This is a genomic window from Tabrizicola caldifontis, assembly GCF_004762095.1.
GTDB lineage: Bacteria > Pseudomonadota > Alphaproteobacteria > Rhodobacterales > Rhodobacteraceae > Tabrizicola > Tabrizicola caldifontis.
On the sequence record NZ_SIJH01000001.1, the window covers coordinates 63,242 to 89,154 of the forward strand.

22 protein-coding genes are annotated in these 25,913 nt (G+C 64.4%); 9 read left to right on the forward strand and 13 right to left on the reverse strand.

Annotation, left to right across the window (positions count from 1 at the left end; all coding sequences use genetic code 11):
- Positions 1 to 8 precede the first annotated feature (8 nt).
- Positions 9 to 1,052 carry a cysteine desulfurase family protein gene (locus tag EYB42_RS00300; RefSeq protein WP_135446960.1) on the reverse strand — a complete coding sequence of 348 codons (1,044 nt, stop codon included), beginning with the start codon at positions 1,050 to 1,052 and terminating at the stop codon, positions 9 to 11.
- A gap of 84 nt (positions 1,053 to 1,136) precedes the next feature.
- The gene (locus EYB42_RS00305; protein WP_135446962.1) at positions 1,137 to 1,610 is read right to left on the reverse strand and encodes a Fe-S cluster assembly transcriptional regulator IscR; all 474 of its coding nucleotides are present in this window, start codon (positions 1,608 to 1,610) and stop codon (positions 1,137 to 1,139) included.
- A gap of 172 nt (positions 1,611 to 1,782) precedes the next feature.
- Between EYB42_RS00305 and EYB42_RS00310 the strand changes: the two genes are divergently transcribed.
- From EYB42_RS00310 to typA, 6 genes are all read left to right on the forward strand, one after another.
- Positions 1,783 to 2,442: an alpha/beta hydrolase gene (locus tag EYB42_RS00310; RefSeq protein ID WP_135446964.1), complete on the forward strand. Its 660-nt coding sequence runs from the start codon at positions 1,783 to 1,785 to the stop codon at positions 2,440 to 2,442.
- 1 nt (position 2,443) lies between these two features.
- Positions 2,444 to 2,713, forward strand: a complete 270-nt coding sequence (locus EYB42_RS00315) for a dynein light chain family protein (RefSeq protein WP_135446966.1) — start codon at positions 2,444 to 2,446, stop codon at positions 2,711 to 2,713.
- Entirely contained in the window at positions 2,710 to 3,294 is a 585-nt protein-coding gene (locus EYB42_RS00320; RefSeq protein WP_135446969.1) for an HD domain-containing protein, read from the forward strand. The genes EYB42_RS00315 and EYB42_RS00320 overlap by 4 nt, the downstream gene beginning before the upstream one ends.
- A 150-nt stretch (positions 3,295 to 3,444) precedes the next feature.
- Positions 3,445 to 4,659 carry an NADP-dependent isocitrate dehydrogenase gene (locus EYB42_RS00325; RefSeq protein WP_135446971.1) on the forward strand — a complete coding sequence of 405 codons (1,215 nt, stop codon included), beginning with the start codon at positions 3,445 to 3,447 and terminating at the stop codon, positions 4,657 to 4,659.
- 169 nt (positions 4,660 to 4,828) lie between these two features.
- Positions 4,829 to 5,452 (forward strand): YitT family protein, encoded by a 624-nt coding sequence (locus EYB42_RS00330; protein ID WP_240783896.1) that lies wholly within the window; start codon positions 4,829 to 4,831, stop codon positions 5,450 to 5,452.
- A 72-nt stretch (positions 5,453 to 5,524) separates the two neighbouring features.
- Complete coding sequence (typA, locus tag EYB42_RS00335) at positions 5,525 to 7,342, forward strand: translational GTPase TypA (protein WP_135447432.1); 1,818 nt, start codon at positions 5,525 to 5,527, stop codon at positions 7,340 to 7,342.
- Between the two features lie 42 nt (positions 7,343 to 7,384).
- On the opposite strand, the gene EYB42_RS00340 is transcribed toward typA, so the two are convergent.
- The 4 genes from EYB42_RS00340 to recA all read right to left on the reverse strand — a co-directional run bounded on the left by EYB42_RS00340 (position 7,385) and on the right by recA (position 12,532).
- Entirely contained in the window at positions 7,385 to 8,179 is a 795-nt protein-coding gene (locus tag EYB42_RS00340; RefSeq protein ID WP_135446973.1) for a class II glutamine amidotransferase, read from the reverse strand.
- Between the two features lie 111 nt (positions 8,180 to 8,290).
- Positions 8,291 to 8,581, reverse strand: coding sequence for a DUF1330 domain-containing protein (locus tag EYB42_RS00345; RefSeq protein WP_135446975.1), 291 nt, complete (start codon positions 8,579 to 8,581; stop codon positions 8,291 to 8,293).
- 3 nt (positions 8,582 to 8,584) lie between these two features.
- Complete coding sequence (alaS, locus tag EYB42_RS00350) at positions 8,585 to 11,239, reverse strand: alanine--tRNA ligase (RefSeq protein WP_135446977.1); 2,655 nt, start codon at positions 11,237 to 11,239, stop codon at positions 8,585 to 8,587.
- A 222-nt stretch (positions 11,240 to 11,461) separates the two neighbouring features.
- The gene (gene recA, locus EYB42_RS00355; RefSeq protein WP_135446979.1) at positions 11,462 to 12,532 is read right to left on the reverse strand and encodes a recombinase RecA; all 1,071 of its coding nucleotides are present in this window, start codon (positions 12,530 to 12,532) and stop codon (positions 11,462 to 11,464) included.
- Positions 12,533 to 12,735: 203 nt separating this feature from the next.
- On the opposite strand from recA, the gene EYB42_RS00360 reads away from it, so the two are divergent.
- Positions 12,736 to 13,326, forward strand: a complete 591-nt coding sequence (locus tag EYB42_RS00360) for a sulfotransferase family 2 domain-containing protein (protein WP_135446981.1) — start codon at positions 12,736 to 12,738, stop codon at positions 13,324 to 13,326.
- A gap of 119 nt (positions 13,327 to 13,445) precedes the next feature.
- A complete protein-coding gene (locus EYB42_RS00365) occupies positions 13,446 to 14,006 on the forward strand; it encodes a lipid-binding SYLF domain-containing protein (protein WP_135446983.1) in 561 nt (186 codons plus the stop codon).
- Between the two features lie 34 nt (positions 14,007 to 14,040).
- Here EYB42_RS00365 and EYB42_RS00370 read toward each other — a convergent pair whose 3' ends face one another.
- The gene (locus EYB42_RS00370) at positions 14,041 to 14,922 is read right to left on the reverse strand and encodes an NAD(P)-dependent oxidoreductase (protein WP_276605841.1); all 882 of its coding nucleotides are present in this window, start codon (positions 14,920 to 14,922) and stop codon (positions 14,041 to 14,043) included.
- A 62-nt stretch (positions 14,923 to 14,984) separates the two neighbouring features.
- On the opposite strand from EYB42_RS00370, the gene EYB42_RS00375 reads away from it, so the two are divergent.
- Positions 14,985 to 17,447 (forward strand): penicillin acylase family protein, encoded by a 2,463-nt coding sequence (locus EYB42_RS00375; protein WP_135446988.1) that lies wholly within the window; start codon positions 14,985 to 14,987, stop codon positions 17,445 to 17,447.
- Between the two features lie 19 nt (positions 17,448 to 17,466).
- Here EYB42_RS00375 and hflX read toward each other — a convergent pair whose 3' ends face one another.
- From hflX to EYB42_RS00405, 6 genes are all read right to left on the reverse strand, one after another.
- Complete coding sequence (gene hflX / locus EYB42_RS00380) at positions 17,467 to 18,741, reverse strand: GTPase HflX (RefSeq protein WP_240783897.1); 1,275 nt, start codon at positions 18,739 to 18,741, stop codon at positions 17,467 to 17,469.
- Positions 18,742 to 18,797: 56 nt separating this feature from the next.
- Complete coding sequence (gene hfq, locus EYB42_RS00385; RefSeq protein WP_008028786.1) at positions 18,798 to 19,031, reverse strand: RNA chaperone Hfq; 234 nt, start codon at positions 19,029 to 19,031, stop codon at positions 18,798 to 18,800.
- A gap of 155 nt (positions 19,032 to 19,186) precedes the next feature.
- Entirely contained in the window at positions 19,187 to 20,701 is a 1,515-nt protein-coding gene (locus EYB42_RS00390; protein ID WP_135446990.1) for a TrkH family potassium uptake protein, read from the reverse strand.
- Positions 20,701 to 22,077 (reverse strand): Trk system potassium transporter TrkA, encoded by a 1,377-nt coding sequence (trkA, locus tag EYB42_RS00395; RefSeq protein WP_135446992.1) that lies wholly within the window; start codon positions 22,075 to 22,077, stop codon positions 20,701 to 20,703. The genes EYB42_RS00390 and trkA overlap by 1 nt, the downstream gene beginning before the upstream one ends.
- A gap of 87 nt (positions 22,078 to 22,164) precedes the next feature.
- Positions 22,165 to 23,556 (reverse strand): nitrogen assimilation response regulator NtrX, encoded by a 1,392-nt coding sequence (ntrX, locus tag EYB42_RS00400; protein ID WP_135446994.1) that lies wholly within the window; start codon positions 23,554 to 23,556, stop codon positions 22,165 to 22,167.
- Positions 23,557 to 23,560: 4 nt separating this feature from the next.
- On the reverse strand, positions 23,561 to 25,834 hold the full coding sequence (locus EYB42_RS00405) for a sensor histidine kinase NtrY-like (RefSeq protein WP_135446996.1): 2,274 nt from the start codon (positions 25,832 to 25,834) through the stop codon (positions 23,561 to 23,563).
- Positions 25,835 to 25,913 lie beyond the last annotated feature (79 nt).

Sequence of the window (25,913 nt, forward strand, 5' to 3'; positions counted from 1 at the left end):
TCTCTCCCTCATGCGGCCCGCGCGCGGGCCTTGGCATAGCCGGCGGTCCAGGCTTTCGCGAACCGCCCCACGTCATCCTTCGTCACCCCCGGGCCGATCGAGACCCGGATCGCCTGCGCCGCCAGCGCCTCGTCAAGGCCCATCGCGGTCAGCACGCGGCTTGCGCGCACCTTGCCGCTGGAACAGGCCGATCCCGCCGAGACTGCGAAACCCGCCAGATCCATCGTCATGACCTGGGTCTCGCCCTTCCATCCGGGCGCGATCAGGCAAAGTGTGTTCGGCAGCCGGGGCGCGGCATTCCCGACAGAAATAGTCCCATTTCCTGCCGCCGACAACTCTGATTCTAGAATATTTCTAATTTCGGCAACCTCGTCCCACAGTCCGTTTGCAAGGTCGCGCTGCGCAGCTTCGGCCGCGGCGGCAAAGCCCGCGATGCCGATCAGGTTCTCGGTTCCCGCACGGCGGCCCATTTCCTGCCCGCCGCCTTTCAGGAGGGCCGGCACCTCGACCCCGTGTCGCACCACAAGGGCGCCGATTCCCTTCGGACCGCCCAGCTTGTGCGCCGAAACCAGGCCCATGTCGCAACCCAGCCAGTTGAAAGACAGGGGAATCTTTCCGAATGCCTGTGTGAGGTCGCTGACCGCAAGGCCGGGCGGCAGATCCTGAAGCACCCCGGTCTCGCTGTTGGCAAATTGCAGTGCCGTGCGCCCCGCGTCGGCCACGGCCACCCGACCCTGCGCGTCCGTCGGCAGGCTGACATCACACCAGGCGGCCACTGCGTCATGCTCGATCCCCGCACAAACCAGCCCGCGCCCGGCACATGCCAAGGCCGCGGCCTCGGTCGCCCCCGAGGTGAAAACGATATCCGACCCGTCCGCCCCCAGCGCAGCCGCAATCTTCGCGCGGGCCCTTTCCATCAGCGCCTTGGCGGCCCGCCCCTCGGCGTGGACAGACGAGGGGTTGCCCACCACCTCCATCGCCGCGACCATCGCGGCCTTCGCCTCGGGCCGCAGCGGTGCGGTTGCATTCCAGTCAAGATAAAGTCTGGTCACGACCCGGTCCTTCCTCTCTGCCCAAATATCCCACGGGGGTCCGGGGGTGTGAAACCCCCGGCGGCCGCCACGGGCACAAGGGTCTCATTCCTCGTCCACCACGCGGAAAAGCGAGGGCACCGCAGGACAGGGCGTCAGGTCGTTGTTCACCACGTCAGACAGCCGCACCTGATGCAGGAAGACATAGACGTTCGCCGACAGGCTCTCCCACAGCCGGTTGGTCAACGATTGCGCCCGTGTACCCGAAACCGCCCCGCTGGCCCCTGCCCCGGTGTGCATGGCATCGACAGTTTCCTCGACCGCCTGCATGACTTCCGAGATGCGGATCTGGTCGGGGCTTTTCGCCAGCTTGTAGCCGCCGCCGGGGCCACGCACCGCCTCGACCAGGCCTGCCCGACGCAGCTTGACGAAAAGCTGCTCGAGATAGGCCAGCGATATGTCCTGCCGCTTCGAGATGGCGGCCAGCGACACCAGTTCATTGCCGCCAGACTGTGCCTCGACCAGCGCCAGGTCGGCAAGCGCGACCATGGCATAGCGTCCCTTGGTCGAAAGTTTCATCGCCACCTCCTGGCGCGAAAAATGCTGGTGCCAAGCCGATTGACGCCACGCCTTGCGCGCATTACCTCAGTCCGGACCCGATGAACAGGCACCCAGGCGCCCTTTAGAACGGTTCTAAATTAGTCGAGCGAAAGCGTCAAGAAACCGCGCGCTCCTGCATGAGAAGAGGCCCATGCCCGAGGTAATATTCGCCGGCCCCGACGGTCGTCTGGAAGGCCGCTACCACCCGCAGAAAGACCGCGACGCACCCATCGCCATCGTTCTGCACCCGCACCCGGCCTATGGCGGCACGATGAACAACAAGGTGGTCTACAACCTGCACTACGCCTTCTACAACCTTGGCTTCACGGTGCTGCGATTCAATTTCCGCGGTGTCGGGCGCAGCCAGGGAGAGTATGACCAGGGCATTGGCGAGCTGTCGGATGCGGCCGCGGCGCTGGACTATCTGCAGTCGATGAACCAGAACGCCAAGCACTGCTGGGTCGCCGGCTTCAGCTTCGGCGCGTGGATCGGCATGCAGCTGCTGATGCGCCGGCCCGAGATCACCGGCTTCGTCTCGGTCGCGCCTCCTGCGAACCTGTACGACTTCTCGTTCCTTGCGCCCTGCCCCTCTTCGGGCCTGATCATCAATGGCACCGCCGACAAGGTTGCCCCACCCAAGGACATCCGCGCGCTGGTGTCCAAGCTGCACGAGCAGAAGGGGATCACCATCACCCATGCCGAGATCGAGGGGGCGGATCACTTCTTCAAGGACGAAGAAGCCCACATGAAGCCGATGATCGACACGGTGACCGAATATGTCCGCCGGCGGATGACCGAGGTGACGCGCTAGCATGACCAAGCTTCAGGATCTTGCCGACAAGCTGGCCGAAGACGTCCTGGCCGCCGAGGCCGAGCTTGGGGACGACCGGTTCTACGAAAAGATCGCCAAGGTGCTGATGGCCGCCTCGCCCACGTTTCAGGAGGCCTTCATGACCTCGATCCGCGTTCGCCTGGCCGAGAGACGGGGCCGGGAATTCCTGAACCAGGCCCTCGCGGCAAGGCGCGGAGAGGTCGAGGAAGAACCCGTCGCCCCGGTTGATTTCGGTGGCATGGGCCATTGACGCAGCGGCTTGAGCAGCAGTTCGCCTTTCTGAACGAGGCCGACCGGCTGAAACACGTCATGCGCGCCACCACGCTGGTCGATGGCTCGCGTCCCGAGAATTCCGCAGAACATTCCTGGCATCTTGCGCTTTATGCGCTGGTCCTGGCCGATCAGGCCGGGCCGGGCGTGTCGGTCGACCGGGTCATCCGGATGCTGCTCATCCACGATCTGGTCGAGATCGACGTGGGCGACGTACCAATCCATGCCCAGAACGGTCAGGCCCATGCCAGCCCGCAGACACAGGCGGCCGAGGCAAAGGCTGCCGAGCGGATCTTCGGGCTGCTTCCCGACGACCTGGCGACCGCCCTTCGCAGCCTGTGGGAAGAATTCGAAGCCGCCGAAACCCCGGACGCCCGCTTTGCCAAAAGTCTCGACCGCGTGCAGCCGGTGATGGCGAATCTGATGTCGGGCGGTGGCACCTGGGCGACCTACAACGTCACCTACGACCAGCTGGAAACACGGGTCGGCAGCAAGATCGCAAAAGGAGCACCCGGCCTTTGGGAATGGGTGAAGGCGAAGGCGCGTCCCTGGTTCACCTGACCGATCAAGGAGACGGCAGCCATTCGTCGGCCACCGTTCCGGCGAGGGCGGCAGGCACCCGCGACAAATCGGTATACAATCGCATACCGCCCTTCCCATGCGTCCGATTTTCCGCTATGCAGCGCGCAACCGAATCCACAGGAGGTCCCGATGTCGAAGATCAAGGTTGAAAACCCCGTCGTCGAGCTCGACGGCGACGAGATGACCCGGATCATCTGGGATTTCATCAAGAAGAAGCTGATCCTGCCCTATCTCGACATCGACCTGAAATACTATGATCTGGGGATCATGGAACGTGACCGGACGAATGACCAGGTCACCGTCGATGCCGCCCATGCGATCCTCAAGTACGGGGTGGGGGTCAAATGCGCGACGATCACGCCGGACGAGGCGCGGGTCCAGGAGTTCGGCCTGAAACAGATGTGGAAGTCGCCGAACGGCACGATCCGCAACATCCTGGGCGGCGTCATCTTCCGCGAGCCGATCATCTGCCGGAATGTTCCGCGTCTCGTGCCCGGATGGACCAAGCCCATCGTTGTCGGACGCCACGCCTTCGGCGATCAGTATCGCGCGACCGACTTCCGCTTCCCTGGCCCCGGCAAGCTGACCCTGAAATTCGTGGGCCAGGATGGCGAGGTGATCGAGCGCGAGGTCTTCGATGCCCCCGGCGCCGGGGTGGTCATGGGGATGTATAACCTTGACCAGTCGATCATCGACTTCGCCCGTTCATCGTTCAACTACGGCCTGATGAAGGGCTGGCCGGTCTACCTGTCCACAAAGAACACGATCCTCAAGGCCTATGACGGGCGGTTCAAGGATCTGTTCCAGAAGGTTTACGAGGAAGAGTTCGAGGACCGGTTCAAGGCCGCAGGCATCCACTATGAACATCGGCTGATCGACGACATGGTGGCCAGCGCGCTGAAGTGGTCGGGCGGCTATGTGTGGGCCTGCAAGAATTATGACGGCGACGTGCAGTCCGACACCGTTGCGCAGGGCTTCGGCAGCCTTGGCCTGATGACCAGCGTCCTGATGACGCCCGACGGCAAGGTGGTCGAGGCAGAGGCAGCCCACGGCACCGTCACCCGCCACTACCGCGAACACCAGAAGGGCCGCGAGACCTCGACCAACTCCATTGCCTCGGTCTTCGCCTGGACCGGCGGGCTGAAGCACCGCGCCAAGCTGGATGGCAACGATGCCTTGATGAACTTTGCCACCACGCTGGAAAAGGTGACCGTGCAGACGGTCGAGGACGGCTATATGACGAAGGACCTGGCGCTTCTGGTCGGACCCGACCAGAAATGGCTGACCACCATGGGTTATCTGGAAAAGGTGGACGAATACCTGAACAAGGCGCTGAAGGGCTGAAACCTGTTGCTGGCGTAGGGTGCGCTGCCGCGCACCGCATGCCCGCCACGACGACACCGGGGCCGGAGGCCAACCTCTGGCCCTTCTTCGTGCGCCCGACAAATTAGGTCAGCATTATTGACTTTCATCACGCCTTGCGCCACATCGGATCCACGACAAGGACTCCGCCATGCCCGACCGGCCTGACCAGATCGCCGACCGCCCGCGCCACAGCGCGGCAGATGACGCACAGGGCATTGCCTTCGGCGTCACCATGGCCGCGCTGGGGATGCACATCCTGACCCATATGGGCTTTGTCACCGGCCAGACCACCGGCCTTGCGGTACTGATCGCGCACTGGACCGGCCTTCCTTTCCCGCCGGTCTATTTCGCGGTCACCCTGCCCTTCCTCGGAATCGCCTGGCGGCGGATGGGCGCGGCCTTTGCGATCAAGACGCTGGTGACGACCGCGGCGCTTTCGGCTCTGGTGGCTCTCCTGCCAGGCTGGGTCGAGTTGGGCCGGATCGAGCCTGCGGTGGCCGCCATCCTCTTCGGCCTGCTCTTCGGCATCGCGGCGCTGGCGGCGATCCGGCATGGCGGCAGCTTCGGCGGACTTTCGGTCCTTTGGATCGAGCTGCAGGACCGCACCGGCTTTCCGGCAGGCCATGCGCAACTTCTGTCGGACGCGGCGATCTTTGGCCTGGCCGCGCTGATTCTGCCCTTCGACACGCTCGCCTACAGCTTCCTTGGCGCTGCGGTCTTTTCGCTGTTCCTCGCCGTGAACCACCGGCGCGACCGCTATATCGCGGCGTAAGGTTCCTCTGGCCTTTCCGGGCGGCCTGCGCTATCGCCGCCCCAAACCGCAAGAACGAAAGTGATTTCTTCGATGGAGCTTCGCAACATCGCCATCATCGCGCATGTCGATCATGGCAAGACCACGCTGGTGGACGAGCTGCTGAAACAGTCCGGCGCCTTCCGCGACAATCAGGCCGTCACCGAAAGGGCGATGGATTCCAACGACATCGAACGAGAACGCGGCATCACCATCCTGGCGAAATGCACCAGTGTCGAATGGCAGGGCACCCGGATCAACATCGTCGACACCCCCGGCCACGCCGATTTCGGCGGCGAGGTGGAGCGGATCCTCAGCATGGTGGATGGCGTCTGCCTCCTGGTCGACGCCGCCGAAGGCCCGATGCCGCAGACCAAGTTCGTGCTGACCAAGGCGCTGGCCCTTGGCCTGCGCCCGATCGTGGTGCTGAACAAGGTGGACAAGCCCGATGCCGAACCCGACCGCGCGCTGAACGAGGTGTTCGACCTTTTCGCCAATCTCGGCGCGACCGACGAGCAGCTGGATTTCCCGCATGTCTATGCCTCGGGCCGGTCGGGCTGGGCGGATCTGGAACTGGACGGGCCGCGCAAGGATCTCTCGGCGCTCTTCGACCTGATCGTGCGCCATGTGCCGGCGCCGAAGCAGCTGGCACGGCAGGACGAACCCTTCTCGATGCTGGCGACCACGCTGTCGGCCGACCCCTACCTGGGCCGCATCCTGACCGGCCGGGTGGAATCGGGCCGGATCAGCACCGGCGCGACGCTGAAGGCCCTGTCGCGCATCGGCGAGCGGCTGGAGCAGTTCCGCGTGACCAAGATCCTCGCCTTCCGCGGCCTGTCGCAGCAGCCGATCGACGAGGCGGTAGCGGGCGACATCGTGACGCTTGCGGGGATGACCAAGGCCACCGTGGCCGACACGCTTTGCGCGCTGGAGGTGGACACCCCACTTCCCGCCCAGCCCATCGACCCACCGACGATCACCGTGACCTTCGGCATCAACGACAGCCCGCTTGCGGGCCGCGACGGAACCAAGGTGCAGTCCCGCGTCATCCGCGACCGGCTGATGAAGGAGGCCGAACAGAACGTCGCAATCAAGGTCGCCGACACGCCCGGCGGCGAGGCCTTCGAGGTCTCCGGCCGGGGCGAACTGCAGATGGGCGTCCTGATCGAGAACATGCGGCGCGAGGGGTTCGAACTGTCGATCTCGCGCCCGCGCGTGATCATGCGCGACATCGACGGCGTCCGGCACGAGCCGATCGAGGAAGTCATCATCGACGTGGACGACGAATACACCGGCGCCGTGATCGACAAGCTGACGGGTGAACGCAGGGGCGACCTGGTCGAGATGAAGCCCGCCGGCACTGGCAAGACGCGGATCGTGGCGCATGTGCCCTCGCGCGGGCTGATCGGCTATCAGGGTCAGTTCCTGACCGACACGCGCGGCACGGGCGTGCTGAACCGCATCTTCCACGGCTGGGCGCCGCACAAGGGCCCGATCCAGGGCCGCCGGCAGGGCGTGCTGATTTCCACCGAGAATGGCGTCTCGGTTGCCTATGCGCTGTGGAACCTGGAAGAGCGCGGCCGCCTGTTCATCGGGCCGCAGGAACAGGTCTACGTCGGCATGATCATCGGTGAACACAGCCGCGACAACGACCTTGAGGTAAACCCCCTGAAGGGCAAGAAGCTGACCAACATCCGCGCCTCGGGCTCGGACGAAGCGGTGCGGCTGACCCCGCACGTGAAGATGAGCCTGGAAGAGGCTATCGCCTATATCGACGATGACGAACTGGTGGAAGTCACGCCCAAGATCATCCGCCTGCGCAAGCGCCTGCTGGACCCAAACGAACGCAAGAGGGCTTCACGCAAGGATTGAGGCCCGGCATCGGGCGGGCGATGCCGCACCCGCCCACCCTGCTCAGGCGGCGGCGGCAAGCCGGCAGGGCAGGAACGGCTCGATGCGAACCTTGTCTCCTTCGAAGGTGCAGAAACTGGCGGGGGGCACTTCCTCCCAGCCGTGTTCTTCGGCCTCGAGCGGTTCGGAAACGACTGCCCTGCCCTGCCGCGTGTCCGACCATCGGTGCCAGAGCGAGGGTGCGGCATCGTCGGTGGCGTAGCGCACGGCATAGAGCCGCTGCCCATCCGCCAGAGCTGCCGTCATCCGCAAATGCGGCGCCTGGCCCTTTTGCCGGGACAGCCGGATGAACCGGGCCGCCGCACGCTCCAGCGCGCTGCGCGGGTCATCATCCAACCCTTCGGCCAACGCCACAAGAAACAGCGCCTCGCTGTCGGTCGCCCCCTTGCGATGCGGGTACAGCGCCTCGGGGATCATCATGTCGGCATCGCGCCGAAACGCCTCGTATCCGCCGACCTGGCCATTGTGCATGAAACTCCACCGCCCATGGGTGAAGGGGTGGCAGTTGTTGCGGCTGGTGGCCGTGCCGGTCGAAGCGCGGACATGCGCAAGGAACAGATGCGACTGCACCTGTGCCGTAAGGCTGCGCAGGTTCGGGTCGGACCAGGCCGGCAGAACATCGCGGAACAGGCCGGGTTCCGGCCTGGCCCCATACCAGGCTATCCCGAACCCGTCGGCATTTATCGCGGTGTGGCACTGCGTGGCGCAGTGACTTTGGTGGATCAGACTGTGGCCGGGGCGGCTGACGATCTCTTCAAGAAAGATCGGCGCCCCAATGTAGGCGGCCCAACGGCACATCAGCGTGCCCCCGTGGCTGAAAGGATCATCTGCCCGAACCTTTGTTTTTCTGCAAGTCTAGCAGAAAATTCGCCGACCGGCAGGGTTGGTCCATTCAATTGTCTGAAAGCCCTACTCGATTTCCTCCACCACAACCAGGTCGCGAACGGAAGCGCCCTTCGCATGGGCCAGCGCGGCCTGATAGGCGGCCGAGTTGTAGCACGCCACCGCGGCCTCCAGGCTGGGAAAGCGGGCAACCACGTTACGGGCCCGGTCGTTGCCTTCCAGCTGCACATAGCGGCCGCCGCGGGCAAGAAAGACCCCGCCGTGCGCCGCGATGGCGGGGCCGGCTTCCTTTGCATAGCGGCCATAGGCCTCGGCGTCGGTCACTTCGACATGGGCGATCCAGAGTGCGCTGGGCATGGGTTATCCTCCGATCACGGCTTCAGCCGCCTTGATTGCCGCGTCGGCAAGGGTGATGTCGGCGCCGCCCGCCTGGGCAAGATCGGGCCGGCCACCACCGCCCTTGCCGCCCATCGCCTCGGCCGCGGCCTTGACCAGCGTCACGGCCGACAACCCCGAAGTCAGATCCTGGGTGACACCCGCCGCAACCGCAGGTTTGCCACCGGTATCCGCGATCAGCAGAACAGCGCCCGAGCCGATTCGAGCCTTCATCTCGTCAATCAGCGCTGGAAGATCCTTGCCTGAAACGCCTGAAAGCACCTGAGCAATGAACTTCACCCCGTTGATATCCCTGACCTCCGGGCCAGAGGCCTTACCGCCCATTGCCAGTTCGCGGCGCAGCTGCGCAACCTCGTTCGCCAGCGCCTTGCGTTCCTCGAACAGCGCGCGGATGCGGTCGGCCAGCTCTGCCGGCGGGGCCTTGATGATCGCGGCGATTTCGTTCAGCCGTGCCTCCTGCTGATGCAGATGGTCCAGTGCTGCCTGCCCGGTCAGCGCCTCGATCCGGCGCACGCCGGCAGAGGAGGCGCTTTCCGAAAGGATTACCATCGCCCCGATGTCGCCGGTGCGCTGCACATGAGTGCCGCCGCACAGTTCGATGCTGTAGGTCCGCCCCTCGGCGCCCTTGCCCGAACCTTCCAGCACGCCCATCGACACAACCCGGACCTCGTCACCGTACTTCTCGCCAAAAAGGGCCTGAGCGCCGATGGCCCTGGCGTCGTCGGGGGTCATGATCCGGGTTTCCACCGGCGCATTCTGACGGATGAAGGCGTTCACCTCAGCCTCGATCGCGGTAAGGTCCGCAGCCGGAATCGCCGAGGAATGGCTGAAGTCGAAGCGCAGGCGGTCGGCAGCGTTCAGGCTGCCCTTCTGGGCGACATGTTCGCCCAGCCGCCGGCGCAAAGCCTCGTGCAGAAGGTGCGTCGCCGAATGATTGGCGCGGATTGCAGAGCGGCGGGCATGGGCGACCTCCAGCTTCGCCGGCTGTCCCTTGATCACGGTCCCTTCGGTGACCGTGGCAATGTGGATGAATACCCCTGCAGCCTTCTTCGTGTCGGTAACCTCGGCCATCCCGGTATCGGTGCGGATGAAACCGGCATCCCCCACCTGACCGCCAGATTCGGCATAGAAGGGGGTCTGGTTCACCACGATCTGCACCTGTTCACCGGCTGCCGCCTGACCGACTGTCACCCCGTCGCGGACCAGCGCGGAAATCACGCCTTCGGCAGTCTCGGTATCATAGCCCAGGAATTCCGTGGTGCCGTGTTCCTCGGCGATCTCGAACCAGATCCTTGCGTCCTTCGCCTCGCCCGTTCCCGCCCAGGCCGCGCGGGCCTTGGCTTTCTGTTCGGCCATGGCGGCATCGAAGCCCTGGACATCGACCTCGCGCCCCTTCTCGCGCAGGGCATCCTGCGTCAGGTCAAGCGGAAAACCATAGGTGTCATACAGGCGGAAGGCGGCCGCGCCGGGAAGCGGGCTTCCCTCTGGCAGCCTTGCCAGTTCTTCGTCCAGCAGGCGCAGGCCGCGCTCAAGCGTCTGGCGGAACCGGGTTTCCTCCAGTCGCAGCGTCTCTTCGATCAGCGCCTGGGCCCGCACAAGTTCGGGATATGCCGCGCCCATCTGGCGCACCAGCGCCGGGACCAGACGGTGCATGACCGGATCCTGCGCCCCCAGCATGTGCGCATGCCGCATCGCGCGGCGCATGATCCGCCGCAGCACATAGCCCCGGCCTTCGTTCGACGGCATCACCCCGTCGGCGATCAGGAAACTGGTCGAGCGCAGGTGATCCGCGATCACCCGATGATGAATTTTTCCCGGCCCGTCAGGATCTTGCGAGGTGACATTCGCACTGGCCTCGATCAGGCTGCGCATCAGGTCGGTGTCGTAGTTGTCGTGCTTGCCCTGCAGCAGCGCCCCGATCCGTTCCAGCCCCATGCCAGTGTCGATCGACTGCATGTCAAGAACGCGAAGCGACCCGTCGGGAAGCTGCTCGTTCTGCATGAAGACGAGGTTCCAGATCTCGATGAAACGGTCACCGTCTGCCTCGGGGCTGCCCGGGGGGCCGCCCCAGATGCTGGGCCCGTGGTCATAGAAGATTTCCGTGCAGGGGCCGCAGGGTCCGGTCGGACCCATGCGCCAGAAGTTGTCATCGGTCGGAATGCGGATGATCCGCTCGTCCGGCAGGCCCGCCACCTTCTTCCAGATTGCTGCTGCTTCGTCATCGGTGTGATAGACGGTGACCAGCAGCTTATCCTTCGGAATGGCGAAATCCTTTGTCAGCAGTTCCCAGGCGAAGGGGATGGCACCTTCCTTGAAATAGTCGCCGAAAGAGAAATTCCCCAGCATTTCGAAAAAGGTGTGGTGGCGCGCAGTGTAGCCCACGTTGTCGAGGTCGTTGTGCTTGCCCCCTGCCCGCACGCATTTCTGGGCAGTGGTGGCGCGCACGTAGTCGCGGCGCTCGATCCCGGTGAACAGGTTCTTGAACTGCACCATGCCGCTGTTGGCGAACATGAGTGTCGGGTCGTTCCGCGGCACCAGGGGGGAACTGTCCACAACCGTGTGGCCGTTGCGGCGGAAATAGTCGAGGAAGGTCGATCGGATGTCGTTCAGCGATGCCATGTCTGGCCTTTCGGGCGGCGGAAACGTGAATTCGGCCTCCCATGTAGCCCCATGCACCGGGCCTGTCCACTATCCGCCCGAGACATACACATAAAAGGCCGGAAGCTGGGCTTCCGGCCGACCTTGCGGTTCCGGATGCAGGACCGGCTTCCGCCGCAGTTCACGCCCCAAACAGGTCAGACAGGCAGAAAGGTCACGGACTGCCCCGCTTGGCTTGCCGGGTCATTCGTCCAGAACATCGGCGTCATCCCCGCCGGCTATGGCGAAATCCAGCCCGTTCGCAGCGCGGATCTTGTCCTCGATCTCCATCGCGACGCTCGGGTTCTGCTTCAGGAAGGCCTTTGCATTCTCGCGCCCCTGGCCGATGCGTTCGTCCTTGAACGAATACCAGGCGCCCGACTTTTCCACGACCCCGGCCTTGACGCCGATGTCAATCAGTTCCCCGGTCTTCGAGATGCCTTCGCCATACATGATGTCAAATTCGACCTGCTTGAAGGGCGGCGCGACCTTGTTCTTCACCACCTTGACCCGCGTGGTGTTGCCCACGACCTCGTCCCGGTCCTTGATCGCGCCGATGCGGCGGATGTCCAGCCGGACCGAGGCGTAGAACTTCAGCGCATTGCCGCCGGTGGTGGTTTCCGGGTTGCCGAACATCACCCCGATCTTCTGGCGGATCTGGTTGATGAAGATCACCATGCAGTTCGACCGGCCAATCGAGGCCGTAAGCTTACGCATCGCCTGGCTCATCAGGCGGGCCTGGCTGCCCATCTGCATGTCGCCCATGTCGCCCTCGATCTCGGACTTCGGCACGAGGGCCGCGACCGAGTCGACCACGACCAGGCTGACGGCACCCGAACGGACCAGGGTATCCACGATCTCCAGCGCCTGTTCGCCGGTGTCGGGCTGGCTGATCAGCAGCTCGTCCAGATTGACCCCCAGCTTCCTGGCATATTGCGGGTCAAGCGCATGTTCGGCATCGACAAAGGCGCAGACCCCGCCCTTCTTCTGTTCCTCGGCTACGACATGCAGCGTCAGCGTCGTCTTGCCCGAGGATTCCGGCCCGTAGATCTCGATGATCCGGCCCTTGGGCAGCCCCCCGATCCCCAGCGCGATGTCCAGACCAAGCGACCCGGTCGAGGTGGCCTCGATCTCCATCGCCGGGCTGTCGGCCCCCAGCCGCATGATCGAGCCCTTGCCGAACTGCCGTTCGATCTGCGCCAGCGCGCTTTCCAGCGCCTTCGCCTTGTCCATGTCCCGCTTGCCCCCGAGGTCGAGAAGGTTTGCCACCGCCATTTCCGTCTCCTTATTCCATAGCCGCGTGTGGGCGGCAATCCTGCCACATGTTCCCCAAGTGTTCTCGTCCTTATGAGATCAAATCGGGAACATTTCAATCAATTTCTCTTCAAACACAGCTTTTGCGCGGTCTGGTTAACGGATAGTTTATGCCGCCGCCCGAAACCGGGGCAGCGACTGGCTTTCTTGTGCGAGGGAAGAAAGTGCTTGTGTTCTGGGATCAGCGGCTGGTCTTTCTGGCCACGCCCAAGACGGGTTCTACGGCGATTTCGGCCGCGCTCGAATCGCTTGCGGCTGTCTCGATCCAGCGGCCACCGCTTCTGAAGCACACGACCGTCCACCGCTATCGCCGCTTCATCGGGCCCTTTCTCGAGGCAGCCTCAAAGGACAACTTTACCCTGGTCGCCCTGATGCGCGAGCCGCGTGACTGGCTGGGGTCGTGGTACAGGTTCCGCCAGCGCGAGGAAACGGCCGAGGACAAGTCGACGGCGGGCATGAGCTTCGACGATTTCGTGCGCGCCTGGTGCCAGGATCCGCGCCCCGCCTTCGCCGATGTGGGCAGCCAGGCCCGCTTTCTGCGTCCGCGACAGGGCCAGGGGGTGGACCGGCTGTTCCGCTACGAGGAGATCGACAGTTTCGTCCAGTACCTCGAGGATCGGCTGAACTGCGAAATCATCCTGCCTCGCCTGAACGTCTCTCCCCCCGGCTTGACCGAACTTTCCCCCGAGACCGAAGCCATGCTGCACAGGGCTGCGGCCGAGGATTTCGCCCTTTACCGGACGCTTCTGCCCTGAAGCGCAAGTTTCGGCATCCCGCCGCCCATCTTGTGGTAAGACAGTGACAAACGGGCCGTGAGCGGCTAGATATTGGGCAATGGGGCCTTCAGACCCCGTGAGGCAGAAAGGGCGGACAAATGACCATCGGAAACGGCATGACGCGACGTGGTCTGGTGTTGGGCGCAGGCGCACTGGGCCTTGCAGCCTGCGCGAATGGCGTGGGATCGAACGGCGCTGCGCAGATCGATGCTCGGGTGGATGCGACGCAACGCTTCCTGTTCCAGCGCTATCCGGGAACGCAGGATCTTGCTGCGCGCGCCGCAGGGGTGCTTTACATGCCGCTCGTGACCGAGGCCGGTTTCGGCATCGGCGGGGCCTATGGCCGCGGCGCGCTGCGCATTCAGGGCGTGACCGTCGATTACTATGCTGCCGCAAAGGGGACGATCGGGCTCCAGATCGGCGCACAGCAATATGCCCATGCCCTGTTTTTCATGACCCAGGATGCACTGGAAACCTTCCGCCGCTCGTCGGGCTGGGCAGTGGGGGCGGATGTGCGCTATGCCACCCCGGAACAGGGCGCCTCGATCGGCAAGGAAACAACCGAGCTTGAACCCGTCATTGCACTGGTCTTCGGCCAGCAGGGCCTGATCGCGGGTGCGACGCTGGGCGGAACGAAATACACCCGTATCATTCCGTAAGGCGTGCGGTCCCCGCGCGCCGCCGGGCCTGAGACTATCTCAGGCGCCGGATCAGGCTGGAGGTGTCGTTGCGCCCCCCACCCATCAGTTGCACGTCCTTGTAGAACTGGTCCACCAGCGCGGTCACCGGAAGCCGTGCACCGATCTCGTCGGCGGTTGCAAGGCAGATGGCCAGATCCTTCCGCATCCAGTCCACGGCGAAGCCGAAGTCGAATTCGCCTTTCAGCATGGTCTTGTGCCTGTTGACCATCTGCCACGACCCGGCCGCGCCCTGAGAGATCACCTCGACCACCTTCTCACCATCGAGGCCCGCCTTTTCGCCGAAGGCCAGGGCCTCGGACAGGCCCTGCAACAACACGGCGATGCAGATCTGATTGACCATCTTGGCCAGTTGGCCCGACCCGGAAGGCCCGATCAGACGGCAGATGCGGGCATAGGTGGCCAGAACCGGCTCAACCCGGGCATAGTCTGCCGGATCGCCTCCGCACATGATGGAAAGCTGGCCATTCTCGGCCCCCGCCTGTCCGCCCGAGACAGGGGCATCCACGAATGCAATCCCACCGGTCGCCGCCTGAGCGGCAAGCTTGCGGGTGATCGTGGCCGAAACGGTGGTGTGGTCGATGAAGATTGCCCCAGGCGTCATTCCGGCAAAGGCGCCGTCCGGCCCCGAGCAGACAGCACGCAGGTCGTCGTCGTTGCCCACGCATGCCATCACGAACTCGGCCCCGCGGGCGGCCTCGGCAGGGGTGGCGGCGTGCCGGCCCTTGTGGCGCTGCAGCCAGGCCTCTGCCTTCGCGGCGGTGCGGTTCCAGACGGCAACGTCGTGCCCCCTGGCCGCCAGATGCCCCGCCATCGGAAAGCCCATGGTGCCAAGGCCAAGAAACGCAACTTTCGCCATGTCCGATTCCCCGCTGATTGCCCTTGCCAGGGTGATCGACTAGGAACCGATCACGCTTCCGCCGTCAAGGACAGGGCCCGATGCTGACCGCTTTTCGCTGGCTGATGAGATTCGTCACCGGGGGGATCGTCCTGGGCGTCGTCGCCGTTCTGCTGGCCTACTGGATCCTGTCGCGTTCGCTAGTGGACTATAACGAGGACTTCACCCTGCGCGGGATTTCTGCCCCGGTCGAGATCGTCCGCAACAACGACAACGTGCCGCACATCTTCGGGCAGACCGACCGCGACATCTATTTTGCGCTGGGATTTGTCCATGCGCAGGATCGGCTTTGGCAGATGACGATGCTGCGTCGCACGGCGCAGGGGCGATTGTCGGAACTTTTCGGCCCCGCGACGCTGGCGGTGGACGAACTGATGCGACGGCTGGACCTTTACCAGCTGGCTCTTCAGTCGGTAGAGGCGCAGGACGCCGAGACACTGGCCGCGCTCGAGGCCTATTCCGCCGGCGTGAACGCCTGGATCAACGAGGTGAACAAGGGTGCCCGTGGCCGCGGCGCGCCCGAATTCTTTCTGTTCTCGCCAGAGATATCGGCCTGGGCCCCCGCCGATTCGATCGCAATCCTTAAGCTGATGGCCCTTCAGCTGACCGACGCGGCCCAGAAAGAGGTTCTGCGCGCGCGGGTCTCGCTGCTGCTGCCACCTGACAGGCTGGCGGACATATTGCCCGACGATCCGGGACAAGGCGTTGCCGCCCTGCCCGACTATGCCGATCTGGTGCCGGGTGTCGCGCCACTGTCAGATCCTCTCGATTTTGCACTTGGGCCCTTCTCGCCGGTCGCAGCGCCGGGCCAGGCGGGGGCCTCGAACGCCTGGGCCGCGATGCCGGGACGATCGGCGGCAGGCGGCAGCCTGCTGGCCAACGACCCCCATCTTGGGCTGACCGCACCGACGCTGTGGTATCTGGCGCGGCTGGAACTTTCGACCGGCGGCGTCATCGGCGGCACGATTCCGGGCGTTCCCGCAGTGATCGTCGGCCGGTCCGACCGGCTGGGCTGGGGCCTGACCACCGCCTACCTGGACGACCAGGACGTACTGATCGAGGAAGTGAACCCGGCCAACCCCGAGGAATACCGCACACCCGATGGCTGGGCCCGGTTCGACAGCCGGCAGACGATCATCACGGTCAAGGATGCCGAACCGGTCACCCTGACGCTGCGCTGGTCGCGCAACGGGCCCATCATGACCGGCGGGCAGTTCAACCTGGGAACAGTTACGCCTCCGGGCCATGTGGCTGCCCTGGCCTGGACGGCACTGAACGGGGCCGATACCTCGATGACTGCCGCGATCCGGCTGATGCGCGCGGGCTCGGTCGCCGAGGCGCTGGAGGCCGGGCGGCTGCATGTCGCCCCGGCGCAAAACCTGATGCTGGCCGACACGGACGGGATCGCGATGCAGCTTGTTGGTGCGATGCCCGCGCGCGACCCCGCACACCCGTCGCAGGGCCGCTTGCCGGTACTGGGCGCGAACCCGGCCGCCGGGTTCCGCGGCGTCCTGCCGTACGAGGACAATCCGCGCTTCGTGAACCCAGACTCGGGCCTTCTGGGCAACACCAACAACAAGACCGTGGATCGGCCCTTTCCCGAGCACGTCAGTTTCGACTGGGGTGACACCCAGCGCATCCAGCGCTGGCTGACGCTGATGCGCGCGCGGGGCGTCCATACACGGGAAAGCTTCATCGAGGCGCAGCTTGACACCGTGAACCCGACGGCGCGCGCCCTTTTGCCGCTGATCGGGGCGGACCTGTGGTTCACAGGCGAACCCGCACCCGAGGGCACGCCGGAACGGCTGCGCCAACGCGCCCTGATTCTGCTGGCGGAATGGAATGGTGAGATGAACGAGCATCTGCCAGAACCCCTGATTGCCGAAGCCTGGCTGCGCGCCCTGATGGACCGGCTGATCCGGGACGAACTGGGCGCCATGGCCGACAGTTTCACCCATATCTCTCCGGTCTTCATCGAACGGGTCTACCGCAACGTGGGCGGCGCCAGTGTCTGGTGCGACGTGATCCAGTCGGCGGCGATCGAAACCTGCACCGACATTGCCCGCATCGCGCTGGACGAGGCCCTGCTGCGGCTGACGGAACGCTATGGCCCGAATCTGGAAAGCTGGCGCTGGGGCGATGCGCATCAGGCGACCCACGACCACCCTGTGCTGGGCGAGGTGCCGATCCTGAAATATTTCGTCAACATCCGGCAATCCACCAGCGGCGGCGACGATACGCTGATGCGCGGCGTCACGCGCGGCACCGGGCCCGAGCCCTATCAGAACGTGCATTCAGCCGGCTATCGCGGGGTCTATGACTTTGCCGATCCCGACAGTTCGGTGTTCATCACGGCCACCGGCCAGTCGGGCCATCCCCTCAGCAGGCACTACGACGACCTGGGCGAACTGTGGCGGCGCGGCGAATACATCCCGATGTCGCTGGATCCCGACCTTGCCCGCGCAGCGGCAGCAGGCGTCATGATGCTGACGCCCGCCGAATGAGTCTGGGCCGATCACGGCGCTAAAGTCGCTGCCAGCGGTTTTCCTGCCGTGCCGTCCAGCGGACGGTAATCCGCCAGCCATCATCGGTCTCGGTCTCGGACTGAACAATGTTCTGCTCATGCAGCCAGGCGCGCTTGCGGCCCTGATCGAAGGGGACCGTCAGGACAGCCTCGCTCCGGTCCTCGTCCAGGGTGCGCGCGATCAGCGCAAGCAGGGCATCCACCCCCTCGCCGGTCAGGGCCGATACCGGCAGCACCATCGGCCTTTGCGCCGCCTGTGCAACCAGTGCCTCGCGCTGCGAAGCATCAACAAGGTCAAGCTTGTTCCAGACCTCGATGATCGGGGTGTCCTCCTTCACGCCCAGGCTGGCGAGGATGTCGGTCACATCGGCAGCCTGTTCCACGTTCTCGGGGTGGCTTATGTCGCGCACATGCAGGATCAGGTCGGCTGAAAGCACCTCTTCCAGCGTCGCGCGGAAGGCGGCGACAAGTTGCGTGGGCAAGTCCGAGATGAAGCCCACGGTGTCCGAAAGGATGATCTTGGCCCCCGAAGGCAGCGTCACGCCGCGCATCGTGGGGTCGAGCGTGGCGAAGAGCATGTCCTTGGCCATGACCTGCGCCCCGGTGATCCGGTTGAACAGCGTGGACTTCCCGGCGTTCGTGTAACCGACCAGCGCGACGATGGGAAAAGGCACCTTGGCGCGGGCTGCGCGATGCAGTTCGCGCGTCTTGACCACCTGATCAAGCTGGCGCTTCAGACGGACCACCTGATCGTCGATCGCCCGGCGGTCGCTTTCGATCTGCGTCTCACCCGGACCGCCGACGAAGCCGAAGCCGCCCCTCTGCCGTTCCAGGTGGGTCCAGGCGCGGACAAGGCGGGTGCGCTGGTAGGACAGCGCGGCAAGTTCGACCTGAAGTACCCCTTCGCGCGTCCGGGCGCGGTCGGCGAAGATTTCCAGGATCAGCGAGGTGCGGTCCAGAAGCTTGACGCCCCATTCCTTTTCCAGGTTCCGCTGCTGGATGGGCGAGACGGTGCCATCGACCAGCACCAGGTCGATCTTCTGATCCCTGAACTTCTGTTTCAGCTCCTGCCCCTTGCCCGAACCAAGCAGCGTGCCCGGATGGATGCGCGCAAGGCGCACGACTTCGGAGCCGACGACCTGCAGCTCCGGCAGTGCGCTGGCAAGTGCCACGGCCTCGGCCAGCCCGTGTTCCGGCAGGCGGCGCCCACCAGCGGACTTAAGCGCCGGATGAAGCACCCAGGCCCGCGTCGGCCTTGCAGCCGTGTCACGCAACCGCCCACCCTCGCGCGCGGCGAGGAGATCGTCATCATCCTTTGGTTCTTGTGCGATCAGTCTTCCCCTTCATAAAGGCTGATCGGCGCGCCCGGCATGATGGTCGAGATCGCATGCTTGTAGACAAGCTGCGACTGGCCATCGCGGCGCAGAAGCACGCAGAAGTTGTCGAACCAGGTTATCACGCCTTGCAACTTGACCCCGTTGATCAGGAAGATCGTCACGGGAACCTTCGCCTTCCGCACATGATTGAGAAAGGCGTCCTGCAGATTTTGCTTGTCGGCGGCCATTGCTTTTTTGCCTTGTTTTTCTGTCGCTTCACTGTCGCGTGGGGCGTTCTGACCGATCCCCCCTGTCGGCACCGCCAGAGACGGTCAGACCAGAGTATGAATCGCCTTGCAAGGAGATTCCAGCGCAAAAATCAGGCTGTTACGCAGCGGTGGGATCATCGCCCCCGGACAGGCAGAATCAGCGCAAGCAGAGCCAGCGTCTCAAGCCTGCCAACGATCATCGCAAGGCAAAGCACGGCCTTCACCGCGTCAGACAGATCGCCATAGGCAATCGGCTGCGGGGCGCCCAGACTGGCCAGTTGCCCCGTCGTGGTCAGGCCCGACAACGCCAGGACAAGGGCAGGCTCGAACCCGACGCGAAGGATGGACAGAATGGTCACCGTGACCGCGATGGAGACTGCGAACAGCATGAAGAAGACCCAGGCAAGCTGTGCCCCCTCGCGCCGCAACCGTCGTGCCTCGGGACCGCCATGGCCCAGGGAATTGGGATGAATGATCCGTTCCAGTTCGCGTTCGCCATGGCGCAAAAGCGCGTAGACCCTAAGCAGCTTGACGCCGCCAGCCGTGGTGATCGTGCCGCCGCCGACGATGGCCAGCGCCATCAGCACAAGGCCGGGCGTGCCGATGCCGGACCACGCCGCGCCCGTCTGCCAGTCGGCACCGACATAGCCCGTCGTGGTCAGGAAGGAGGCCGTCGTGAACAGGATACCCCAAAGCGAGGCCACCGCTTGATCTTCGTCCACGGCAAAACCGGCCTCGTCGGCAATGACCCAATGGCGCAGGAACAGGATCAGTGTCACGGTCCCCAGGACCAGCCCGGCAAGACGAAGTTCGGGGTCGCCGGACAACGGGCGGCGGTTCTCGGCGAGGCCGGTGCCGGGCATGGCCCGGCGCGTGATCGCGAAGATGAGGAACAGGAAGATCAGCGCCTCGCCAACGTAACCTGCGCCACTGGCAGCCAGCGTTGTCTGCCCCGAGATGCCGGAAGTGGACAGTGTTCCCATCGCGTGGATCAGCGCGGTCACGCCCGAGGCGCCTGCGATCATTAGCAGCACCCACAGCGCCAGCGTAAGCGCCGCATAGATCGGGAAAAGCTGAAGGGCGAAACGGGTCAGCCGGTCGGAAGGATCGGCACCGCGGCCCATCTGCCACGCGCCCAGCACACCCCGCCCCGGAACCCGGCCGGTGGCGACCTCGGCCCCACCCAGGTTCAGCGGCGCCAGGATCGCATAGCCGGCAAGCAGGGTCAGGAAACCGCCGAACCATCCTACCGTGGCGCGCCACAGATGCACGGCGTCCGGCAGGCGCGCTGGCGGATAGACCGTAGCCCCGGTCGTCGTGAAGGACGAGACCATCTCGAACCAGGCGTTCAGGAACCGGGTGTCGGGCACGGCCTCCTTCATCGGCAGCGCCATGACAACCGGAAGGACGACATAGGCCCCGACCAAGGCGGCCAGATGGCTGCGTGCCGGGTCGCGCGGGGTGAAGGCCGCGGTGGCAATACCCAGCATCGTCGTTCCGATCAGGATGATCAGAGCCGGGTAAAGGAAGCTTCTCCCAAGAGCGGTCTGGTCAACCGCCACGGCATATCCTGCCGGCAAGAGGGCCAGCAGGCCGGTCAGGCCGATCAGCACGACCAGCAGCGGAAGCTCCGACAGGCGCGTCCACATCAGAAGAAGTCGATGGAGACCTGCAACAGGCGCTCCACCTCAGGCACGTCGCCAGCCATTGCGAATAGCGCGATAACATCGCCCGCCTCGATCCGCAGATCACCCGTGGGCTTCAGAACCTTCTCGCCCTTCATCACCGCCCCGACCAGAACCCCCTCCGGAAATTCGATGTCGCGGATCAGCCGCCCGGCCAAGGGCGATGTTGTCAGGACCTGCGCCTCGATCATCTCGGCTTCGGCATCACCGATGGAATAGACCGCACGGACCCGACCGTGCCGGATATGGCGCAGGATCGAGGAAACGGTGGTAGCGCGCGGGTTGATGTAGGCGTCGATATCCAGCGGCGCCATCAGCGGCGCAAGCGTGGGGTCGTTCACCAGCGCAATGGTCATCTGGCAACCCGCCTGCTTGGCCCGGACCGATACCAGAAGGTTCGTCTTGTCGTCGTCGGTCACCGCCAGGATCGCGTCGGCCCGGTCGATCGAAGCCTCCATCAGCAAGTCGATGTCCATCCCGTCGCCGTGCAGGACGATCGTGCGCTCCAGCGTGTCGGCGGCGTGCTCGGCGGTGGCACGGTCCTTCTCGATCACCTTGGCACGAATCCGGTCGGTGCGGGTTTCCAGCGCGCGGGCCACGGCAAGACCCACGTTGCCGCCACCGATGATGACGATGCGTTCCTGTTTCTTCGTCTTCTTGCCGAAGATTTCCAGTGCGCGGTTCACGTCCTCGACATGGGTGAAGACGTAGATCTGATCCTCGGCATAAAGCTGGTCGCCAGGATCGGGGGCAAAGAGCCTGCCTTCGCGGCGGATCCCCACGACGATCGCGCGCAGGGTCGAGAACAGTTCGTTCAGCTGGCGCAGCGGCGTGTTCAGCACCGGGCACTCGGCGTCCAGCGCAAGACCCAGAAGCTGGGCGCGGCCGCCCATGAAGCTTTCGGTATCGAACGTCGCTGGCGCCGCAAGCCGTTGCAGCGCCGCCTCGGCGACTTCGCGTTCCGGGCTGATGACTACGTCGATGGCCAGGCGATCCTGGTTGGTCAGGTCGCTGTACAGGGCCGACAGATAGTTCTGCGCGCGGATGCGGGCGATCTTGCGGGTGATGTTGAAGACCGAATGGGCCACCTGACAGGTGACCATGTTCACCTCGTCGGAATGGGTTGCGGCAATAAGCATGTCGGCATCGCGCGCGCCTGCCTTTTCCAGAACGTCAGGGTGGCTGGCAAAGCCCACCACGCCCTGCACGTCCAGCGTATCGGTCGCGCGGCGGACCAGATCGGTATTGATATCGACAAGGGTGACGTCGTTCTTTTCCCCGGACAGGTGGCGGGCGATCTGCCAGCCGACCTGGCCTGCCCCGCAGATGATCACCTTCATGAGTCTCTCCGCGCGCCGTCGTCGGATCTCTGCATGTCAGATCGGCCGACAGGGGTCAACCAAAGCCCGCCTGGCCCCTGCGCCCCGTCATTCGTCGTAGTCGCCAAGGCCGCGCCCGCCGCGGTTTGCACCCACCACACCAAGCGATTTCAGCTTGCGGTGCAGCGCCGAGCGTTCCATGCCGACGAAACTGGCCGTGCGGCTGATATTGCCACCAAACCGGTTGATCTGCGTCAGCAGGTATTCGCGTTCGAACAGTTCGCGCGCCTCGCGCAGAGGCAGTGCTGCAACCGCGCCGGACAACAGGATTCCTGTTTCGGCCTCGGGCCGGGGCTCGTTGCCGGGCAACTCGTGCGCCTCGATCGGGCCGGTGCTGTCGCCAAGGATCAGCACCCGCTCGATGACATTGCGCAGCTGGCGGATGTTGCCGGGCCAAGCCATGGTCTGAAGCATGGTTTCGGCCTCGGGCGTCAGGTCGCGAGCAGGCAGCCCCTGCGTCTTGTGGAACCAGTCGATGTAGTGACGGGCAAGTTCGGGAATGTCTTCGCGCCTGTCCGCAAGCGACGGAACCGTGATCGGCACCACATTCAGCCGGTCGTAAAGTTCCTGGCGGAACCGGCCCATGCCGATTTCCGCCCGCAGGTCGCGGCAGGTCGAGGAAATCACGCGCAGATCTACCCGCACCTTGTCGGCGCCGCCCACCCGGGTGAACTGTTGTTCGGTCAGCACGCGCAGGATCTTCGACTGCGTGCCCAGCGGCATGTCGGCGACCTCGTCGAAATAGATGACACCACCGTGCGCCTGCTCCAGCAGACCGGGCTCTACGCCCCGTTCAGGGGTTTCGCGACCAAACAGCACCTCTTCCATGCGCTCGGGTTCGATGGTGGCCGAAGATACGACCACGAAGGGAGCCGAGGCCCGACTGGAATTGCTGTGGATGTAACGGGCCGCCATTTCCTTGCCTGACCCCGGTTCGCCCGTCAGCATCACCCGGCCATTCGACTTGGTGACCTTGTCGAGGTTCGCCTTCAGGGCCTTGAACGCGGCAGAGCTGCCCAGCATCTCGGCCGAAGCGACATCGCGGCGGCGCAGTTCCTGGTTTTCGCGCCGCAGGCGCGACGTCTCCATCGCGCGCCCCACGACGACCATCAGCTGGTCGATGTTGAACGGCTTTTCGATGAAGTCATAGGCCCCCTGCTTGATTGCGGCGACCGCGATCTCGATGTTGCCGTGGCCCGAGATGATCACCACCGGAATATCGGGATTGTCGCGCTTCACAGCCTTCAGGATGTCGATCCCGTCCATCCGGCTGTCCTTCAGCCAGATGTCGAGGATCATCAGCGAGGGCGGGTCAACATTGATTTCCGCCATGCACTGGTCGGAATTGGCTGCAAGCCGAACGGCATAGCCTTCATCGCGCAGGATGTCGCCGATCAGTTCGCGGATGTCCTGTTCATCATCGACGATCAGAATGCTCATGTACTCACCCTCCCTGTCCTGCCGCGGCAACCTCGGGCGGGACATACGTTCGTGCCTTGCGACGCGTGGTGCGCGGCAGGCGGATTTCGGCCATGGCGCCGGCGTGGTCGCACCCGTCGAACACCGGTGCGTCCAGAAGCGCCAGTGTCCCGCCATGTTCCTCGATGATCTTCTTGACGATGGGCAGGCCCAGGCCGGTGCCCTTTTCGCGCGTGGTGACGTAGGGCTCGAACAGGCGCGCCCGGTCGGGCGGCAGGCCGATACCGTTGTCCATGATGCGGATCACCGCTTCGCCGTCGTCAACCATCAACGTGACACGGATTTCCGGGACAAAGCCGGTCGATGCGCCCTTTTCCTGATAGGTTTCAATTGCTTCACCCGCGTTCTTGATCAGGTTCGTCAATGCCTGGCCGATCATGGTCGCATCCAGTTCCATCGGCAGCGGGGTATTCGGGATGCTTTTGACAAAGCGGACCCCAGGCTGGCCGTTTTCCTGCAACAGGACAGCGCCCTTCAGCAGTTCCACCAGGTCACAGTCGCGGCGGTCGGGTTCCGGCATGCGCGCGAATTTCGAGAATTCGTCCACGATCCGGCGCAGGTCGTTCGTCTGCCGGACGATGACATCGGTATATTGTTCCAGATCCTCATGGTCGCGAACCTGGGTGGAAAACTTGCGCCTGATCCGTTCGGCCGAAAGCTGGATCGGGGTCAGCGGGTTCTTGATCTCGTGCGCGATGCGGCGTGCCACATCGCCCCAGGCCGCCATGCGCTGGGCGCTGACCAGGTCGGTCACGTCGTCAAAGGCGACCACATACCCCTCGAGACCGCCTTGATCGCTGCGTCGCGTGCTCATCCGCACCAGCAGGCTTTCCAGCTTGCCCTTGCGGGTCAGGCGCACTTCCTCCTGCACGGCATTGCTGCCGCTTTCGCGCAGCCGGTCGAAGAGAGCGGCAAATTCCGGGACAGCAGCCGCAAGGGGCATGTCGGACTGGCCGTCGGACAGATCAAGCAACCGTTCCGCCGCGCGGTTCACGAAGTCGATGTCGCCATCCGCATCCAGCCCGATCACCCCGGCCGTGACGTTGGACAGCACCGAATCGAACAGGCGGCGCCGGGCTTCGGTCTGGCGGTGGCTTTCGACCAGCGCCTCGCGTTGCCCCTTGAGCTGCCGGGTCATCTGGTTGAAGAGGCGCCCCAGCGAGGCGATCTCGTCGTCGCTCTCTTCTTCAGTCACCTGCACGTCCAGATCGCCGCCGCCCACCCGTTCCGCAGCACCGGCCAGCCGGCCCACCGGGCGCGACAGCCTTTCGGCAAACCAGAGGCCAAGCCAGACGGCGGCCAGGATCAGGATCAGCGCAAAGCCCAGATAGATCAGACCGAAATTGAACAGAAGCCGCCCGCGTTCGCTTTCCAGCTGGTTGTAGAGCTGAACGGTTTCCTGCGTTTCGTCCAGCAGCGAGAGGATCGAGCCATCCACCTCGCGCGTCACATAAAGGTAACGGTCCGTATATGCAGGCAGAAAGACCAGGGCCCGGAATTCGTTGTTGGCCCAGTCGGGGATAAGGACGGTGTTGCCTTCGCGCGCAAGGCGCAGCTGTTCCGCTGTCAGCGGCTCGAACCCGAACAGGTAGGATCGTTCACCCCGCGTCTTAAGCGCGCCTGTACCATCGACCAGATAAGCTTCCTTCAGGCCGCGCTGGATCACCTGCTGCGCCTGAGAAAGCAGCGGGCGCAGCTGGTCGTCGCGCAGAAACACGCTTTGCTGCTTTGCCCGGTTCAGATAGCCGGCAAGTGCGTTCGCGTCCGCGGCAAGATCCTCGCGCTGGACCGCTTCATAAGCCTGTGCGGCCGAAAGCGAGGATCCGACGACCGAGCGGACCCTTTCCGAAAACCAGCCCTCAAGCCCGATGTTGATCGACAGAACGGCAAAGACCGCGACAAGAACGGTCGGGATCAGTGCAATCAGCATGAAGACGCCCGACAGCCGCATGTGCAGCCGCGACCCCGCCGAACGCGTGCGGCGGTCGGCGATCAGCCGCACGACACGGGCCAGCACCAGCGCGGCGACCAGAAGGACGTAGATCAGATCCGACAGCAATATCAGCCGCAGGGTCGGAGAGGCGGCGTCCTGGTTGAAGGGGCCCAGCGCCAGGAAGGTGGCCACCGCCAGCACCGGACCCAGGAAAACCACTCCGAGTGTGACCGCAGTCTGCACCCGGCGCTGCCGCCGCAAGCGCGAGAAGCGTGCCCAAACGTCGTTCTGGATTGCGCGATCCACCCGAATCTGCCCGTTGGCCGACGGTTTTTCCGCCTTTCGCCACTATATCTAGTCGGTGCGATCTATGAAACCCGAAAGA

Bases quoted from the DNA above. Each gene is read 5' to 3' on its own strand.
- EYB42_RS00340 (WP_135446973.1), bottom strand. From the start codon at position 8,179: ATGTGCCGTTGGGCCGCCTACATTGGGGCGCCGATCTTTCTTGAAGAG.
- ntrX (WP_135446994.1), bottom strand. From the start codon at position 23,556: ATGAGCATTCTGATCGTCGATGATGAACAGGACATCCGCGAACTGATC.
- EYB42_RS00390 (WP_135446990.1), bottom strand. From the start codon at position 20,701: ATGTGGACGCGCCTGTCGGAGCTTCCGCTGCTGGTCGTGCTGATCGGC.
- EYB42_RS00375 (WP_135446988.1), top strand. From the start codon at position 14,985: ATGCTGACCGCTTTTCGCTGGCTGATGAGATTCGTCACCGGGGGGATC.
- EYB42_RS00345 (WP_135446975.1), bottom strand. From the start codon at position 8,581: ATGCCCAGCGCACTCTGGATCGCCCATGTCGAAGTGACCGACGCCGAG.
- recA (WP_135446979.1), bottom strand. From the start codon at position 12,532: ATGGCGGTGGCAAACCTTCTCGACCTCGGGGGCAAGCGGGACATGGAC.
- hfq (WP_008028786.1), bottom strand. From the start codon at position 19,031: ATGGCCGCCGACAAGCAAAATCTGCAGGACGCCTTTCTCAATCATGTG.
- EYB42_RS00305 (WP_135446962.1), bottom strand. From the start codon at position 1,610: ATGAAACTTTCGACCAAGGGACGCTATGCCATGGTCGCGCTTGCCGAC.
- trkA (WP_135446992.1), bottom strand. From the start codon at position 22,077: ATGAAGGTGATCATCTGCGGGGCAGGCCAGGTCGGCTGGCAGATCGCC.
- EYB42_RS00325 (WP_135446971.1), top strand. From the start codon at position 3,445: ATGTCGAAGATCAAGGTTGAAAACCCCGTCGTCGAGCTCGACGGCGAC.
- typA (WP_135447432.1), top strand. From the start codon at position 5,525: ATGGAGCTTCGCAACATCGCCATCATCGCGCATGTCGATCATGGCAAG.
- alaS (WP_135446977.1), bottom strand. From the start codon at position 11,239: ATGGCATCGCTGAACGACATCCGATCGACCTTCCTCGACTATTTCCGC.
- EYB42_RS00310 (WP_135446964.1), top strand. From the start codon at position 1,783: ATGCCCGAGGTAATATTCGCCGGCCCCGACGGTCGTCTGGAAGGCCGC.
- EYB42_RS00330 (WP_240783896.1), top strand. From the start codon at position 4,829: ATGCCCGACCGGCCTGACCAGATCGCCGACCGCCCGCGCCACAGCGCG.
- EYB42_RS00365 (WP_135446983.1), top strand. From the start codon at position 13,446: ATGACCATCGGAAACGGCATGACGCGACGTGGTCTGGTGTTGGGCGCA.
- EYB42_RS00315 (WP_135446966.1), top strand. From the start codon at position 2,444: ATGACCAAGCTTCAGGATCTTGCCGACAAGCTGGCCGAAGACGTCCTG.